Source organism: Rhodopirellula sp. JB055 (assembly GCF_043100905.1).
Taxonomy (GTDB): domain Bacteria; phylum Planctomycetota; class Planctomycetia; order Pirellulales; family Pirellulaceae; genus Rhodopirellula.
On sequence record NZ_JBICHO010000020.1, the window covers coordinates 1 to 17,981 of the forward strand.

General features: G+C 57.3%; 2 protein-coding genes. Both read left to right on the forward strand.

Going from position 1 to position 17,981, the window contains the following annotated elements; all coding sequences use genetic code 11:
* A partial coding sequence (locus ACF8AM_RS00545; RefSeq protein WP_392553751.1) for a tandem-95 repeat protein occupies positions 1-16,310 on the forward strand: 16,310 nt, incomplete at its 5' end.
* 156 nt (positions 16,311-16,466) lie between these two features.
* Entirely contained in the window at positions 16,467-17,771 is a 1,305-nt protein-coding gene (locus ACF8AM_RS00550; protein ID WP_392553752.1) for a glutamate-5-semialdehyde dehydrogenase, read from the forward strand.
* The last annotated feature ends 210 nt before the right edge of the window (positions 17,772-17,981 follow it).

The following is a 17,981-nucleotide window of genomic DNA, read 5'->3' on the forward strand; positions in this document are numbered from 1 at the left end:
CGGATGAATTCCGATTCCTCGAAGACAGACTGCTGGACTACACCGCCGAAGCTCCCATCGTCGAACCCATTTTCGACACCGCCTCGGTCGTGCCCTATTCATTTGACGACGTTCGATTGTTCGTCTCGCTCGATGGATCGATTTCAGGCAACAACAACAGCGTGCTTGTCAGCGTCAATCCTTTCACTGGTCAAGTCGACCGGTTGATCGGTCAGTCGGGCCAGCCCACCGGCGACCTCGCCATCCGTGATGACGGAGAGCTCTTCTCCTACAGCCTTGGTCCACAGAGCGGCCAGGAAAACAATGGAAATGTCGGCAACTTCCTGAATATCAGCCCGTTCGATGGTTCCGCGACCAACGTTGGCGACGATGGAATTTCCTACCTAAGAAACAATGCCGCAGGAACCGACCTGGAAGCGGACCCCAATGGACAACTCGACATCCATGCGATGGCGTTTCAGCCCAGCAACAGTTCCAACAGCATCAACACATCGGTCGTCAGTGACAACGAGCGTTTCTTCGTGGTGGGAGAACGCGACAACAACGGCCGCGGCGGCGAAATTCCAAATGAACTGACCCGCAACCTTTTGTACCAAGCCGTTGCCTCGAATGGACAAATCACTTCACTCGGCAGCACCAACACCGACGCTCACCGCAATTTTGATGGCACCATCCCCTACCGATCGTTCTATGGAACGACTTCGGCGGACGTTGAACATGGTGTGATTGACACAGGTTTCATCTACGACACCGGTGGCGACGGAGGCGACATCACTGGGTTGGCGTACATCCCTGGCGGTTTCGCGGGCGCGTCCATGCTGGCGACCACCGATCTGGGCGGGATTCACGCGTTTGATCCCAACGACACCATCGCAGCTCCTCAAGACAACATTGAGCTGTCAGGCTACAACCGCGTCATCCAAACCACGTATTACGGGCGTGTGGTTGCGGATTCCAATCACACCAGTGCGCCGTTCGACTTTGCGACCGGCGAGCAATACCCCGTCTTCCAGAGCCTGACATTCGGCCCACGGACGGTGGAAAATGGTCGTCTGCAACAAATCGTTTTCGCTGCGACCGAAGACGGCTGGTTGTATGCGTTGCAGATCGATGGCCAATCGGTCAAACCAGCCAACGTTTTCTACAACGGGCGTTCGGCGATCGAAATGCACTTCTCCAGCGGACTTTCCGTAGGCGATGGTGCACGGGACGTGACCGGCATCGCCTTCAGTAACTTGGAAAACAACCCTTGGCACGTCACCACCGACCGGCGCGGCGATGATGGTCACGGGATGGTCTTCGATGACTCGCAAACCCGGATCAACACCACCGGTGGTGCCAGCCTGTACTACGGCTTTGAGGTCACCAGCAATGCAGCGGACAACACGATTGCCCGTGCCGACAATGATCCCCTCGGACAGATTGCACCAGGCGGCAGCCAAGGTTCGGTCGTTTCAAGACCATTCGATTTGAGCGAAGTCAACTCCGCCGACAAGCCGACCCTGTACTTCAGCTACTACATCGACGTCGAAGCGGACGACGACTACCTCCCCACGCGTGATCAGAGCGATTCCTTCCGTGTCTTCGGTGCGGGCGATGATGGCGAGTGGAAGTTGTTGGCGACCAACAACGACTATCGTGAACTACCGTTCTACGACGAATACGATTACTTCAACGAAACGGGAATCGTTGTCCAAGAGATCTTCGACGACGGCAACGATTGGCGTCAGGCTCGCATCGACATTTCTCCTCTGGCGGGCAGCGAGAACGTTCAAATTCGATTTGACTTCTCCACGTCGGGATCGATGCGCACCCACTTCGGGTCCATCAATGTTTCCGGAACCGCTGGCAAAAACTTGGTCGATGGCGAAGTCATCTCGTTCCTCGACAACGATGCCTTCACGGACTTCTCGGTCGCTATCCAAGACCCAGATCTGTTCAACGCCTACACGTCCTTGAACAGCCTGAACTACACGTACCTGTACGAAACGGTCCTGGGCCGCGACATCGTCTTCCCATCGGGAGCCGACCTGGAAGTCGGTGATCAGGTCACGGTCACCGGCCCCAACGGCCCGACCGTCCTCACCTTCACAACCTCCCCCTCGTCGACCCCCAAACCGCTCAACGAGGTCGTCTTCGATGTCGGCATGACCGCCGATGACGTAGCACGTGCCGTCGTTGCGTCGGTCGACAAATCGTTGGCACCGTACTTCGAAAGCAACGGCACAGTTAGCTTCCGAGCTGCCACGGATGTGGTCGTCGATGCGAATATCGCCGCGGGTCAATCCAACCCGACCGAAATCATCGGCACCGCGACTCGTGTCATTGTTCCAACGGAAGCGACGTTCGAATCCGGAGAACAAATCCTGGTCACCGGACCGGACGGAGTGGTGACGACCCTGACTTACACCAGTGTCGACAATTCGATTCCACCGGACACGTTCTTCCCAGGCGAGATCTATGTGGATCCACTGGACACCAAACAAATCATCGCCTCAAAGATTGTTGAGCAATTACCACTCAACACCCAGGCGTATGTGGATGCTTCGGGAGACGTCGTCTTCCTCGATCCCAACACGACAGCGAATTTCATTGCTGCCCCGACAGCGATCACCATCGTTGAAGAACCAGCCAACGAAGCTCGGATTGAATTCCAGATTCCCAACGGAGCTTCGATCGCGGACAATGAAACAATCACATTGGTCGACGTCGACGGAACGAGTTACACGCTTCGATTCGCTGACAGTGGCCAGCCTGACGTGATTGGCGACCGAGTCATCCCGTTCTCCGATGACGATGCCGGCACAGCCGGTTCGACGCTGGCCCGTCGAATCCTGCAAGACCTGCCGACCAACTTCAGCGCCGTGGTCAACGGCAACACTCTGTCGGTCGCCGCCACCAGCGTCACATCAACCAATGGCACCATCACACCCACAATCGCTGCGGTCACTGAGACGGACGACATCTACGATTTCAATCTGCCCTCCGGTGATTTGCTGCATCACGGAGAGGAAATCACCATCGCTGGCGGATTCCCAACGACGACCATCACGTTTGTTCGCGAAGGTCTGAGTGTCGCTAATCCTGGTGACGTACAGATCTACTTCAACCGTTTCTCAACGGCAGAAGAATTGGGATCCAACATCGTGTTGGCTCTCAATGAAATCTCGAACGGGTTCCAAGCGTACCTGGACCAAAATGGCGACGGATTCCGTCTGGCAGGCAATGTCGCATTCACGTTCCTCGATACGGCGACCACAGCCACCACACTCTCGGATTCGTCGATCGAGACCTACGCGATTCCGATCACGTTGCCCAAGGGCAGCGAGATCCTTCCCGGTGATTCCTTCACCGTCTTCCGCAAGGACGATCCGTTCTCGCTCAACTCACAGACCTACACGTTTGTGACCACGCCACCGGCCAACCAATTCGAGATCTTCTACGACGTCAACGACACCGCCGATGCGCTCGCTCGCCGTGTGCTTTCCGCGATCGACAGTGAACTGCAAGGCGTCATCGTCAATGATCGTGAAGTTCATCTGCTGAACGCCAAATCGGTCGAAGTTGCTCTTCCTGATTCCTTGGTGGTGTCCTTCGCAACCGTTGTCAATCCAGATGTCAACGCTCCCTTCGACACCCGCCCGACTCCGATTCAAGTCGCGGTCAACCAGACGGGCAACGAAGTCGCCGAACAGATGCGAAAAGCGTTTGCCGAAGGCTTTGGACGAATGGCGTCCGTCGCGACAGGCTTCGACCAAATCGCAGCTTCCGATCAATATCCCATCTATGGTGGGGACACAATTCGGTTGTACAACGCGATGGCCACTGACATCGGGTCCTACGGGCTGTCCCAAATGGAAACGTTCTTTGGAACGTCCATGCCCGGCGATGAATTCGGAACCGGTGAATCAACGAGTTACGCTACCAGCCAAATCCGTACGGCCGGTGCCGCCAACAACCAAGTCGAAGGTGTCTACATCGACGACATCATCATCGGTTTGGCCGAGCGTGGTGAAATGGTCATCGATGCTCCCGCGAACAACACCAACTATGTATTCGACCCAGCGATTTTGCCGGACACCCACCCGCAATCGGTTCAGCCAGAACGCCAAAACGAAACGTTGGTCGGTCCTTATTCTTTGGAAATCCGCACCGCCGATGAATACGGCGTTCCACAGGACTACGACCCAATCAATTTGGAACTGGACGAACAAGTCAGTTCTGGCCGCTCTTTCGATTCCAACGACCGATTGGCCGACGGGGCTGTCACCTTGGTCGCTCCCGCTGGATTCACGTTGATCGATGTTGGAACCAGTCTGGATTCGACTGTTACAGCGAGCGACACGTTCGTCTTGGATGATGGCACCCGTCAACTCACCTTTGAGTTCGACAGCATTCTCGATAGCAACGGTGTCGAAACCGGAAACGTTCGCGTGCCGTTCGATCCGAGTGGCACCGATCCTGCCGATGTGGCGAGAGCCATTCGCGATGCGATCAATTCACCGCAAGTCCAAAACGTTCTCGCGATCACAGCGGCAACATCCGACAGTGCTGAACAAGGTGCGTCCAGCTCGTCCCGAGTCGAGTTGTTCGGCGACGCCATCACGCTCAACCCCAGCGGTGGGCGATTCATCAAAATGGATTTGGTCGCGGAAGAAACCGCCGCTGGCATCGCAACGAGCCGGCGGATCGCGGTCATCGATCACGATGAAGACACCGTCGAATACCTCAACTTCTTTGATCAACTGGCTCAGTCATCTGTTACCGGCTTCGTCAATGGAGACGTCGACACGTTCGTTGGCATTGGAAAGATTGGCGACGCAGTCAACCTGGGCGTCTCCCCAGGCAACATTGTCGACGACTTGACCGTCCTTTCCTCCGACCCATTGAACGACACGGATTCCGTTCGAATCTATCTCTCAGCGGGCCAATCGATTGACATTGATGTCGATTCGGCCGGTTTCACCAAGGCGGGAGATGCGCTTGAACTACCAGTCATCTCGGTCTTGCAAGCTGGCGCCGACTTTGACGTCACATCAAACATCATTGGTTTCTCTGGTTTCACCCCCACAACAGCTCCTGGCGAAACCATCGGCGGCGCGTTCCTGAACTTCACGGCACCAACAAATGGTTTCTACGATGTCGTCGTCAGCAACAGCGCTGTCTTCGGCGGTGGCCCGATCAGCGTAACCGACCAACAGTTTGGAGAGTACCAACTGACCATTCGGCCGGACGCGGACAACTCGGCACGTGTTCCTGACCGTGACGTTCTGATGGTCGACTATCAGTTTGGCATCACGGATGTGAACCGCACCGATGACCAAGGCCAGATCCTCATCAGCAGCAACTTCATCTCCAATTCGGCCAACTACGGCATCTCCGCAACGTTGGGCGATCGCGGCCAAGGCAACACCTCCACCGGAGTCACCCAGGACACACTGCCCGGATCCGCTCGATTGCTCCGCAACGAAAATCCAACCGGATTGATTCCCGGTGCGGTCATCATCAACAACGTCGTGTCCAACTCGGGCACCGGTGGCATCTTGTTCGGTGGCGGAACCTTTGACGATGGCGAAAGCCCCGCGCCGAACCTGTTCGGACGCATCGTCAACAACACCGTGGTCAACACGGGTGGTGGTGACGGGATCACCGTTGATGGACGTGCCAATCCAACACTGCTAAACAACGTTGTTTCCGGATTCGACGTCGGCATCCAAGTCGACACGACGACGTCAGGGAACACCGTCGTGGGCGGCAACGCCTTCCACGAGAATGGCACGGATTCGACGCTGCCCATCGCCAGCTCGTCGATCATCATTCCGGATGGAACCGCGTTGTTCCAAGACCCATCGCGGTCGCTGTACATCCCGGTCGAAAACAGCCCGATCATCGACAGCTCATTTGCTTCGCTGCCTGATCGCAACAGCTTCTTCAACACGGTCAAGAACCCGTCCGGTATCTCCGCTTCGCCGATCATCGCCCCTGCCTTTGACGCCTATGGACAACCTCGCGTCGATGGGCAATCGAGCGGCTCCGGTGGTGCAGGTGCCAATGTCTTCATCGACCGCGGTGCCTTGGATCGGGCCGACGACGGTCGTCCGGTCGCATTGCTGATCAACCCGTTCGATGCCGACGGTGTGGAAGCAGCGGCTCAGAACACCTCCTCCGGCGACACGGACCCCGGCAGTTCCTTCGTTCGTCTGACGAACACGGAAGAGACCGTCGAATTCTTTGAAATTCAATTGGTGGATCCATCAGGCACCGGCCCTGACCCTGACACCATCACGGTTGACTCCGTTTTGTTGACCGAGAACGGCCGTCGCTTGCTTCCTGATCGCGATTTCACGTTCGGCTACAGTGCCAACAGTCGCACGATCCGGTTGACACCGTTGGCTGGCTTGTGGCGTCAGGACGCTGTTTATGAAATCACGCTGAACAACCAGTCGCGAATCGCGTTTGATGCCGTCAGCGGAGATCAAATTTCGGATGGCGATCAAGTCACGGTCGTGGACTCGGCCGGCCGACCAACCGTCTTTGAATTCGAAAGTGGCATTTCCGTCACGGTCCCTCAAACATCCACCCTGCGTGTTTTGGATGTCACGAGTGGATTCAGTGATCGCGACGTGTTCACGATCACCGCGCCGGACGGAACCAGCCAATCGTTCGAAATCAACCTCACCGGTTCAACGGCTGCGGGCAACGTGGCGATCGACCTGGCCGGTGTTGGCAACATCGCCGACATCCGCGATGCAATCCTTGGTGCGATCAACTCCGTCGATTCCGGCACCGGGCAAACGTACGCTCAACTCCTGAACTTGGCTCCCGTCGCGATCGGATTCGATTCGATTCAATTGGGAACCCTTTCCGGGCATACAGTGATTTTGGGAAGCGGCGGGTCCACCGTCGATGGAATCGAACTCATTGGCACCACAAACGGTGTCGAGTCCGGCCAGAGCTTCCTCTACACGAGCAACGGAAACACAGTTGAATTCGTCTTCGACGATAGCAACTCGTTTGTCGAAACAGAAACGATGCGTCAGGTGCCGATCACCCGCACCAGCACTCCCGACGAAATCGCACAAGCGATCGTCACCGCAGTTGGCGACGTGCCACTGGGACTGGATGCCGCTCAAGCCACTGGCGACGGCAGTGTCCTTCTCGGTGGGTTGGCGTCCGATGTTTTGGACATCACCAATTCCCAACTTTCGCGTTCGGGCATGCCGGGCGTCACAGAATCGTTGTCCCTGACGGTTCCCGCCGGACAAACCGGTGCTAGCGTCGATGGCACGACATTCACCTTGAACGTCGGTGGTGTCGCCACCACCTTCCGATTCACGACCGATGCCTCTCTGACCAGTCCTGATCGTTTGATTCTGGTTGCAGGTGGCGACGATGCCTCCACCTTGGCAGCGAAAACATCCGTCGTCATCAGTGCGGTCTACCCGGATGAATTGGCCCCAGTGGCGACGGCAAATTCGATCAAACTCAACGAAGCTTCCGCCATCGTTCCTGCGGGCGAAGTTCGCACGGTCACAACGATCGCTCCAGAAACCAGCGGCTTGATCGCCAGCGGCATCAGCGGGGGTGCGGTTCCAGTTGAGTTCCTGCCCTCGACCACCTTCAGCGAAGCTTCCGTTGCTGCGACGCTGCAACGAACCATCCTGAATGCGAACCTAGGACTGGAAATCTTCGCTCCTGGCGGCGGCACTTTGTTGATCGACGGTGCCAACTCCGTCACCGCTCAGTTCACCCGCAAGGGCGTTGTCGATGTCACCGGCCTGAGCATTCCCGCCGTATCGGACTTGGCCGGTAATCCAGTCCGCGAAACGCGAGTCAACGATGAAACGCGATTCACCATCATCATGCCCGAAGTCCGCTTCGATTTTGGTGATGCACCTGCCAGCTATGCCACCCTGCTCGAAAGCCCTCTGAACAGTTCCATTCCTGGAAATGGTGCTCGGCACGCCGTCATCAGCGATGGCACCTCCATTCAACTGGGCCGCAGTATCGACACCGAACTCGATGGCACGCCGTCCAACTCGGCGACCAACGATGTCGTTGGCGACGATGTCACGATTCCGATCTCGGCAAGCAGCGTCGCGCCATCGGTTTCTCTGACAACCGACACTGACATCATCGACATCGAAATCATCGCGATGCCGACCGTCCGAGAAACGATCACCTTGGTCGTAGGCCCCCAAACCTTCACGTTCGAATTCTTGGACGCAGCGACCAACCCATCCCCTGGCAACATTCCGGTGTTGTTCAACTCGGGCAACACGCTCCGCGAAATTGAAATTGCGTTGCTGACCGCCATCCGTCCGCAATTGGACTTCACCGGCGGTGGTGTGGATGCGTTGACTCATCCGACCAATTCGGCTGGCATTCGAGTTCGCGCCATTGACGATGAGGATGGTGTCTCGATCGTCCGCTTCGATGATGGACTGAATTTCTTCCGCGTCTTTGGCGAACCTGGAGCCGGTGGACAAGTCCTCACGTCACTCAACGCGGATCAGGTCCTTGGTTTCTTGAACCCCTTCGATGAAGCGGGCACCGACATCGCTGTCGACGTCGTTGGCGGTGGCTTGCTGAATGGTTGGATCGACTTCGACCGCAACGGCGTCTTCGATGACGACGAGCACGTCTTGTCAAACGTTCCCGTCACCACGGGCACCAACATCGTCAATGTCACCACCCCACTGACCGTCGGCGGACTGCCGTTTGACACCTGGGCTCGTTTCCGTGTGAACGATGCGGGCAACATTGGTCCGGATGGAGTTGCAATCGGTGGCGAAGTGGAAGATTACCTCGTCTCGGTTCTACCCATTCCATTGCCAGAACCAGAGCCTCGGTCCTACACCGCGTTCGAAGACGCGACCCTCGACGTGGACGCTTCGCAAGGTTTGATCAGTGCCGCCAACCGCGCCGGACAACTCTTGCCAGTCCGTTACTTCGTGGTGGACGAACCCACCAACGGAACGCTCGAAATCGACACCGATGCAGGTGATGATTTGAATGGCAGCTTCCGCTACGTTCCTGATCCAGATTTCTACGGGATCGACACCTTCACCTATCGCTTGTCGACCCAGCAAAACTTGGGCAACATCGACTGCGAAGTCGACGCTGGCGACCCACCGGTTTGCGGAACCGTGACCGTCAACGTGGTTCCTGAAAACGACGCCCCCGGTGCGACCGATCAATCCTTTGTGATGGTCGAAGCCACTGCAACCAATGGTGGTGCACCACTGACAATCACCGCCGCGGAATTGATCGCGGGATCCTCGCCTGACGCGAACGCACAATTCAATGTGGGTTCCGGCTCCGACGTGCAAGACGAACCCAACCAAACCGTTTTTGTGCATTCGATCACGGCCGGCGGAACAACGATCAACAAAGACAATCGTTTCGCCGAAGCCAGCACGCCAGAAGGTGGCAAGCTGACCGCGATCTTCAACCCGACGAACGAGTGGATCACCGAGATCACTTACACGCCAGCGGTTGACTTCAACAGTGACAACGGAACCACCGTGGGCGGTCTGTCCGTCGACGCGTTCACGTTCACGTTGATCGATAACGGCATCTCGGAACTGCCCGCCGATCTGGAAACCAACCTGAACGCTTCGCTCAGCCAAGCTGAACGTGACGTGCTCGGAATTGCCAACGGCGTCCGGGATCAGTTCGACGCCATCGGGCCCATTTCGCAACCCGCCACCGCCCGCATTCGCGTCACGCCACAGAATGACGCTCCTGTGTTGTCCGCCGACTACGTGGGTCTGACAGACGCCAATGGCGATGCGAACACGGACTACACAGGCTTCTTCACCGGAGCCGTTCCAACGCCAACCGAAGACACCGTTTTGGTGTTCCCGACGGCGTACTTGACTCGCAACGACATGGCTGGGCCAACCGATGCGGTCGATGAAAACTCGGGCACGAACAACAACGATGCACCGGTGGTCGTGACCGCCGTCGCATTGGTCGACCCGACCCAAGGTACGTTGACACTGGATCCGAACACGAACGAAATCTCGTTCTTGCCGGCTGCAAACGTGTACGGCGAAGTGGAATTCATTTACACCGCCACCGACAACGGCATCAACGAAGACACGAACGTCGGCGACGTCAGTGATGACGCCGACCGAGGCGATCGAAATCCTGCAGGGATCTCCGTCACCCAATCGGCGACGATCTTTGTTGAACCAGTCAACGATGCTCCGGTTGCATTCGACCGTTATGCCAACACCATCGAAGACACACCTCTGACGATCAGCGACACGATGCTGCTCGGCGGTGTGAACGTGACACCATCGGCCATCGTCGCAACCACTTCGTCGGTCACCATGGCCGACGCCGACCAACTGCGAGATGGCGAGACATTGATTGTCACCGCCGGCAACGGACGCCGCGTCGTGGTGGAATTCAATAGCACTGGGACCGCCTCGATCGGAACCGACCGGGTCGTTCAGTTTGCCGACGGAGAAACTGCGGATGTTCTGGCCGCTCGTCTGGAGCTGACGCTTCGTTCGCTCGGATTCGGCGGAACCGTCAATGGTGCCACGATCACGTTCGACGCCTCCGGCCAACTCGCGTTTGTTCCTGGGCAAAACGCTGTGGTGGTCGATTCCGCTGCCGGCCGAATCACTGTTCCTGAAGGTGGTTTGATCTCCGACGGTGAAATCGTGACCATCACCGACAACACTGGCACACCGACACGTTTCGCGTTCACCAAGACGGGATCCGTCTTGGTCGCCGGTGCGGTCCCAGTCTCGATCAGCGACACCAGCACGGCCGAAGAGGTCGCCACGGCACTCGCAGACGCAATGCTGCTCGCTGGCTTCGGTGCCGTCGAATCGGCTGGCACGCAACAAGAATTCCGTGTCCGAATGGACAGCGTGGCATCGCTCAGCGTGAACCGCGCGGGTACGGGCTTGGTTCCTGACGGATCCGACGTGATCGTTCCCGCCGGAACCGGCATTCAAGCTGGCGATGCACTGATCGTCGAACTTCTCGATGGAACGGTCGTTGTTGCCGAATTCCAAACGGGAACGATGCTGATCGACCCAAATGCTGTCCTCGTTCAATACTCCATGGGCGATACGGCGGCTCAGATCTCCGCCGCGTTGGAAGCCGCCTTGGTCAGCCAAAGCGTGAACGCTCAATCGGTCACGCTGACCTCATGGCAGATTGACACGGTCGACATCGTTTCAGTGGATCCAAACGGAACCGCGATCACGTTCAACGGAACCGACCTCGTCTTGCCTGTCATCGGTGACTTGGTCAGCGGTCAAACGATCCTGTTGACGGACGAAAATGGTGTTGTTCGTCAAATCGAACTCAACACTACCGGCTCGCTGTCACCGGGCAACGACGCAGTCGTGCAGTACGATCCCGCCGGTTCCATCGAAGATGTCGCGATCTCGTTGGCTGATGTCCTTCGAACCTTGGATATCGGAGCAGCGGCCAATGGAAACAGCGTCACCCTGCTGACATCCAACGCAATCACCCGATCGCTGTCGCCAACCAGCGTCTCCTTCAGCGGCACGAACATCTTGGTACCTGCCGGTGACCGCTTGATCGACGGCGAACGATTCACGATCACCGACAATGCTGGGACCACCCACGTTGTCGAGTTCAATTTGTCTGGCCTGCCTACCGCAGGTGCCGATGTCATCGTGCCATTCACCGTGGCGGACTCCTCTGATACCGTCGCAACGACACTGCAAGAGCAATTGCGTGCTGCGGGCATTGGTGCCTTGGCTGACTTGTCTGCACTGGGCGTCCCTGCCGATCAATCCCTGGTTTCGCTACAACTGATTTCCGCGATTCGCATGGGCGAACTGACCGACGCCAGCGGCATGTTCGACAACCGACTCGGTACTCCGTTCAACGAAAACGAACAGAGCCTTCGAATCGTGTCGTTCTCGACACCAGGTGGAAACGCGATCGACATCAACTCGGTCCCTGCCGGTGCAACGACCGCGACCATCGACAGCGACGCAGGCGGAACGTACACGTTCACCGTGGAGACCACCCAAGTCGCAGGCCAAGACCGTCGCTACTTCAGCGGAGTGACATTCACTCCGGCAGAAAACTACAACAGCGAATTGCCGTTCGCCGCTCGCGAATTGCTGCTGTACACGGTCGAAGACGATGCCTTCACCCGCATCACGTCGCCTGCTGAGACGCGTCAAGACATCAACGCGATTCGTCGTTCGGTGAATGCCGCAACCATCACGATCACCGTGGATCCGGTCAATGACGCACCGGTCTTCAACAATGATCTGAACACCGTTGATGTTTTGGAACGAGACGATCTGTCGACCACCACGGTGGAAGACTTCTTGACCGAAATTTTCTCCGCATCGTCGACCGCTTCGGACGAGTTGCTGGGGCAGATTGTCACAGGATTCGAAGTCCGTCTGATCGCTGACCCGAACGGCGTTTTGGCCAGCCTTCCGGTTGTGAACTACGTCGGTGGCGACACAGAAGCGTCCCTCACCGTTGCTCCAAGCCCCGACAAAGTCGGCCAGGCAACGTTCGAGCTTTATCCAGTGGAAAGCGGAATTGCTCCTTCGCAAATCCCAGCCACGACGTTCACGGTCAACGTCCGTCCCGTCAACGACGCACCTCGCATTCGCACCGGATTGACCGACGATGCGGTGCCAAATGATCCGGACGAGGCTTACTCGATCTCCGGCATCACAGACACTGATGGCGATGGATTCGATGACCAAGCCGTGATCCAGTACACGCTGCGTGAAGACAACACCCAACCGACCGGCAGCAGCGACCCTGCCAACGCCGTCACGACGGGCAACTATTTCATCCCACTCAGTCGTGCGATCCCAGAAGCCTTGGTGCAAGTCGGCTCGTATCAGCGGATCGGTTTGTTGGACATCTACACCGTCGGCGCCGACAACGAAGATCAATCGCTCAACGTTGGCTTCCCCACCGGTGCTCCGCAAGAACTGGAACTGTTCGACTTCCCAGAGCAAACCGCCTTGGGTGGAACGCTGACGCCGAAGTTTGAAGGCACTCAGTTGATCGGATTAGAATACACGCCTCCCGTCGACTTCAACAACACCATCGACCCAACCACACCGTTCGATTCCTTCGAATTCCAGGTTCGGGATGACTTCGACGGTGACGGGGAAACCTATTCGACTGAGACGGGAACCTTGGTCCCCGACCGCCGCACTTCGACATCGATCGTTCAACTGAACCTGAACCCGGTCAACGACCGACCTCAATTCGTTGCCAACGATCTGTCTTACGAAGTCGCCGAAGATGGCGATCCTCAACGGATCAACAACTTCGCGGTCGGCATTGCTGCTGGCCCACCTTTGAGTGCGTTTGACGAAGTCGACTTCACCAACGGTCAAGACGTTCGCTTCACCGTGAAAACGTTGTCCTTCCTGGATGACGAACTGCAAGACTTCTTCATCCAAGGACCGGAGATCAGCGACAACGGTGTCCTGACATTCCAACCTCAGGAAGATGTCTACGGCACGTTCGAATTCGAAGTGGTCCTGACAGAAATCCTGCCTGGATCGAATCAACAAGAAAACAGCACCCGTGGTGACTTGCGGTCCTCGCTGCCCGTCACGCTGACCATTGATGTTCAACCGGTCAATGACCGTCCGTTTATCAAACCGGAATTCAGTGCACCGGGGACGAACCCGCTGGACTTCGCGTTGTCAGAGGACGGCACGTTCGATGTCTTGGTCAACGGCGACGGAACGTCACCTGGTCTGTTGGACGTCTTCGATGTTGGCCCCGCCAATGAATCGGCGGACAACACCCCCGGCGGCAATCAAACATTGTCTTTGACCACCCCGATCCCAGTGACCACGGCAGAAGGCGGCTCGCTGCAAAGCGTCACAGAAAACGGTGTCATCACTCGATTCATCTACACGCCACGAGCCAACTTTGTTGGAACGGACAGCTTCATCTACACCGTCACCGACGATGGCGTCACCGTCCCCGTTGGCAACAATGGCCAACCAATCGATGAACCTCGCATTGCATCGGGAACCGTCACCTTCGAAGTCTTCCCTGTCAACGACGCACCTCAATTCAGTGGTGCTGGCGATGTGACCAGCGATGAAGACCAAAACGATGGCGGCGGTCGCGGAAGTGTGATCATCGAAGACTGGGCGACCAACGTTCAAGCCGGACCTCCCGGAGCGGACGATGAAATTGGCACCGGAACGGACGGGCAACCACTCCGATTCGAAATCATCCAAACCTCAAACAACCCCGAGTTGTTCGTCACACCGCCATCGGCATCAATCGACTCCGAAGGCAACGCGACCCTGTCGTATGTGACCGCCGAAGACCTCAATGGATCGGCCACATTCACGGTGCAGTTGTTCGATGATGGACCAAACGACGCTGGCAATGGTGATATCAACGCGTCCACCGTCCGAACGTTCACCATCACGGTGGATCCGGTCAACGACGCTCCCACCTTCACCGCGGGACCGACCGTTCGCGTCCAAGAAGATCGTGGCCCCTACACGACGCAGTGGGCAACGAACATCTTGCCTGGACCGGCGGATGAGTCCAATCAATCGGTGTCATTCGAAGTCACAACAATCAACGCAGCGGATTCCGATCTGTTCACCCAAGAGGGACAACCCGCGATCTCGCCGGATGGCATCCTGACGTTCACCCCAGCTCTCAACGCCAACGGTGCAGTTGACTTGCAAGTCGTTGCACGCGACAGCGAAGGATTGGCCGGATCGCCGGTCACGCTGCGAGTGAACATTCAACCGGTCAACGATTTCCCGACCCCGAATGCGGACTCGTTCACCACCGATGAAGACACCATTCGGGTAATCAGTGCGGCTGAACTGTTGGCCAATGATGTCGATGTCGACTTGAACGACACTGATCCGGATGAGTTGCAAATCGTGATGAGCTCGCCGCAGTTCTCGCTGCGAGGTGCTCTGGTCACCTTCGATCCCGTCACGCAAACGATCACTTACGACCCAACCGTCTCGAGCGAACTGCAAGGGCTGAAACCAAGCTCCGCACCGCTGAACGATTCGTTCAGTTACGCAGTTGCCGACCGCGCGGGTGCCAACTCGACGCCGATCCGAACCAGCAACTCGGTGTTGGTCAGTGTCAGCGTCACGGGCGTCAACGATGGACCAGTGACCGAGCCCGATGTGCCGACATTGCAAAGCCCCGGCAGCACTGTCATTCGAGTCTTGGACAACGATGTCGATGTCGATGGCATCATCGACCCAAGCTCGTTGACCGTGACCAAGCAACCCGCGTTCGGGAGTGTGTCGATTGATCCAGTCGAAGGAACCATCACCTACACGCCGTTCACGAATTTCCCCGGCAATGATGAATTCCGTTACATGGTCGCTGACGATGACGGAACCTTCAGTTCGGAAGAAACGGTCACAATCAGTCCGAATGCGGCACCGGTTGGCCGCGACAGCGTCCGTTCAGGATTCCTCAACGAAGCGATCACGATCGACATCAGCAACAACTTCACCGACGCAGATGGGCTGGACTTCAGCTCCGTCCAAATCGAACGCCAACCATTGGCGGGTGAAGTGCAGAACGTCGGCGATGGAACGCTGCGATACATCCCCGCGGCTGGTTACACGGGTCGCGATTCGTTTGACTACTCGATTGCCGATTCCGAAGGTCGCCGCAGTGGATTGGCCACCGTGTCACTGCAAGTCGTCATCAGCCGTCTGCAAAACCCCGATCTCAACACCGACGTCAACGACGATGGTGAGGTCTCGGCCTTGGACGCTCTGCTGATCATCAACCACCTCAACCGCTTCTCGTCCTTCCCGTCGGACTACTCACCGACGGTCGACGAAGACTTGGTGGTGACCCAAGGTGACAACGGTCGCCCCGACGCTTCGGACTCAGGGCGTTACTACGATGTCAGCGGCGACCTGCGAATCAGTTCACTGGATGCCTTGCAGGTCATCAACGAACTGAACCGACGAGATGCCAGTGGAAATGACGGCGAACCGTTGGGTGAATCCATCACCACATCGGTCGAAGCTGGAACCACCGGCGATGGCCTGGCCGCGACGACGTCCAGCTCCAACGCCCGTTCCACGGGATCGTCCGCCACGCCTGCCGGTGAACCGCTGTTCGAAGTATTGTCCGAAAGTGACAAGCTCGTCGGCCAAAGTTCAGCGAACGTGGGCGATGACGTTCTCAACAGCCTGGCCGCAGGTGCCACGGACAACGACGAAAGCTCCTCGGACAGCGATGAACGCAGTAAAACGCTGCAATCAGCAGTCGACGCCGCCATGGCCAAGCTGCTGTAAGACAGGCTCCCGAAGACACTGACATACTCGTTGACGTTGACCGCAACGAGCCAATGCCAGACAATGAAAGCGACCGGCTGAGATTGGGCTCCCCCTGATCTCAGCCGGTTTTCGTATCACGATTCTCATGATCGCTACCTGAATCCATAGGTTCCCATGTCGACCGCTTCCACGACCGACACCCCAACCGACGCTCAACACTCCGATGATCTGACGGCCCAGTGCGTTGACATTGCCCGCCGCGCCAAAGCTGCCTCCCGCTTGCTTGGAACACTGGACACGAACATCAAGGACCAATGGCTCCTGGAGTCCGCGGACGCTTTGGTGGACGCATCCGCTGCGATCATCGAAGCCAACCAGTTGGATCTCGAAAACGCTCCGAAGTATGGGCTGACCGACGCGGGCGTCGATCGTTTGCGTCTGGACGAGGACCGGATCGCCGGCATCGCCAACGGCCTGCGTGAAATAGCGGCTCTCAACGACCCCATCGGCGAGGTCCTGGATGGTTTTGCGAGACCCGGTGGAATGCGAATCGAAAAACGCCGCGTTCCCTTGGGCGTCGTGTTCTTCATCTACGAAAGTCGCCCCAATGTGACTGCCGATGCGGCCGGAATTTGCGTGAAAAGCGGCAATGCCGTCATCCTTCGCGGTGGCAAAGAAGCCGCCCACAGCAGCCGCGCAATCATGGATGTGCTGCACGAAGTCGGCCGCCGAGTAGGCATTCCGGATGACGCCGTTCAGCTCGTCGGAACCACCGACCGCGCTGCGGTGGGGCACTTCCTGAAACAAGCCGACAACATCGATGTCACGATCCCCCGCGGTGGCGAAAACCTGATCCGCCGTGTCGCCGCCGAAGCCACCATGCCGGTCATCAAGCACTACGACGGCAACTGCCACGTTTACGTTGATGAGTCCGCGGACGTCGAAATGGCTGTCGACATCATTGAAAACGCAAAGTGCCAACGGATGGGTGTCTGCAACGCCTGTGAATCGCTCCTGATTCACCAATCCATTGCCTCAAGAGCCCTCCCTGCCATTGCCAAACGCTTGACCGAACGTGGAATCGAGATGCGCGTCGACGAACGCGCCGCAGCCCACGTTTCTGGCGGAATTCCCGCGACGGAAGCTGATTTTGGTGCCGAATTCCTGGGACCTCAGATCAGCATCGCCGTTGTCGATTCCGTCGACCAAGCCGCGGAACACATCAACCGATTCGGCTCAGGCCACACCGACGCGATTGTCACCCAAGATCTGGCCTCCGCTGAGAAGTTTACGGCGTTGGTGGACAGTTCCGCTGTGATGGTCAACGCCAGCACGCGTTTCAACGATGGCGGAATGTTCGGCTTGGGAGCAGAAATCGGGATTTCTACCGATAAGTTTCACGCCAGGGGCCCATGCGGGTTGCGGGAACTTACCAGCTACAAGTACATCGTACGTGGGAACGGTCACATAAGAGGCTGAGGACACGATGTCCAACGAATCATTGAGTCAAAATCAGGTCGAGAATCTTCTGAAAGCCATGGAAACGGCTAATTTGGACGAGGAAGGTTCCAGCGCCCCATCGCAAAGCAATGATTCAGACGCCCAACCGCCGCAATTCAAGGGTGGTGATGACGCAAAAGCCAGCCCTCTATCGGTTTTACCGAGCCGACCGCATGGAGAATCACTCGT

Excerpts from the sequence above, each read along its gene's own strand:
- ACF8AM_RS00550 (WP_392553752.1), top strand. The coding sequence starts at position 16,467 with ATGTCGACCGCTTCCACGACCGACACCCCAACCGACGCTCAACACTCC.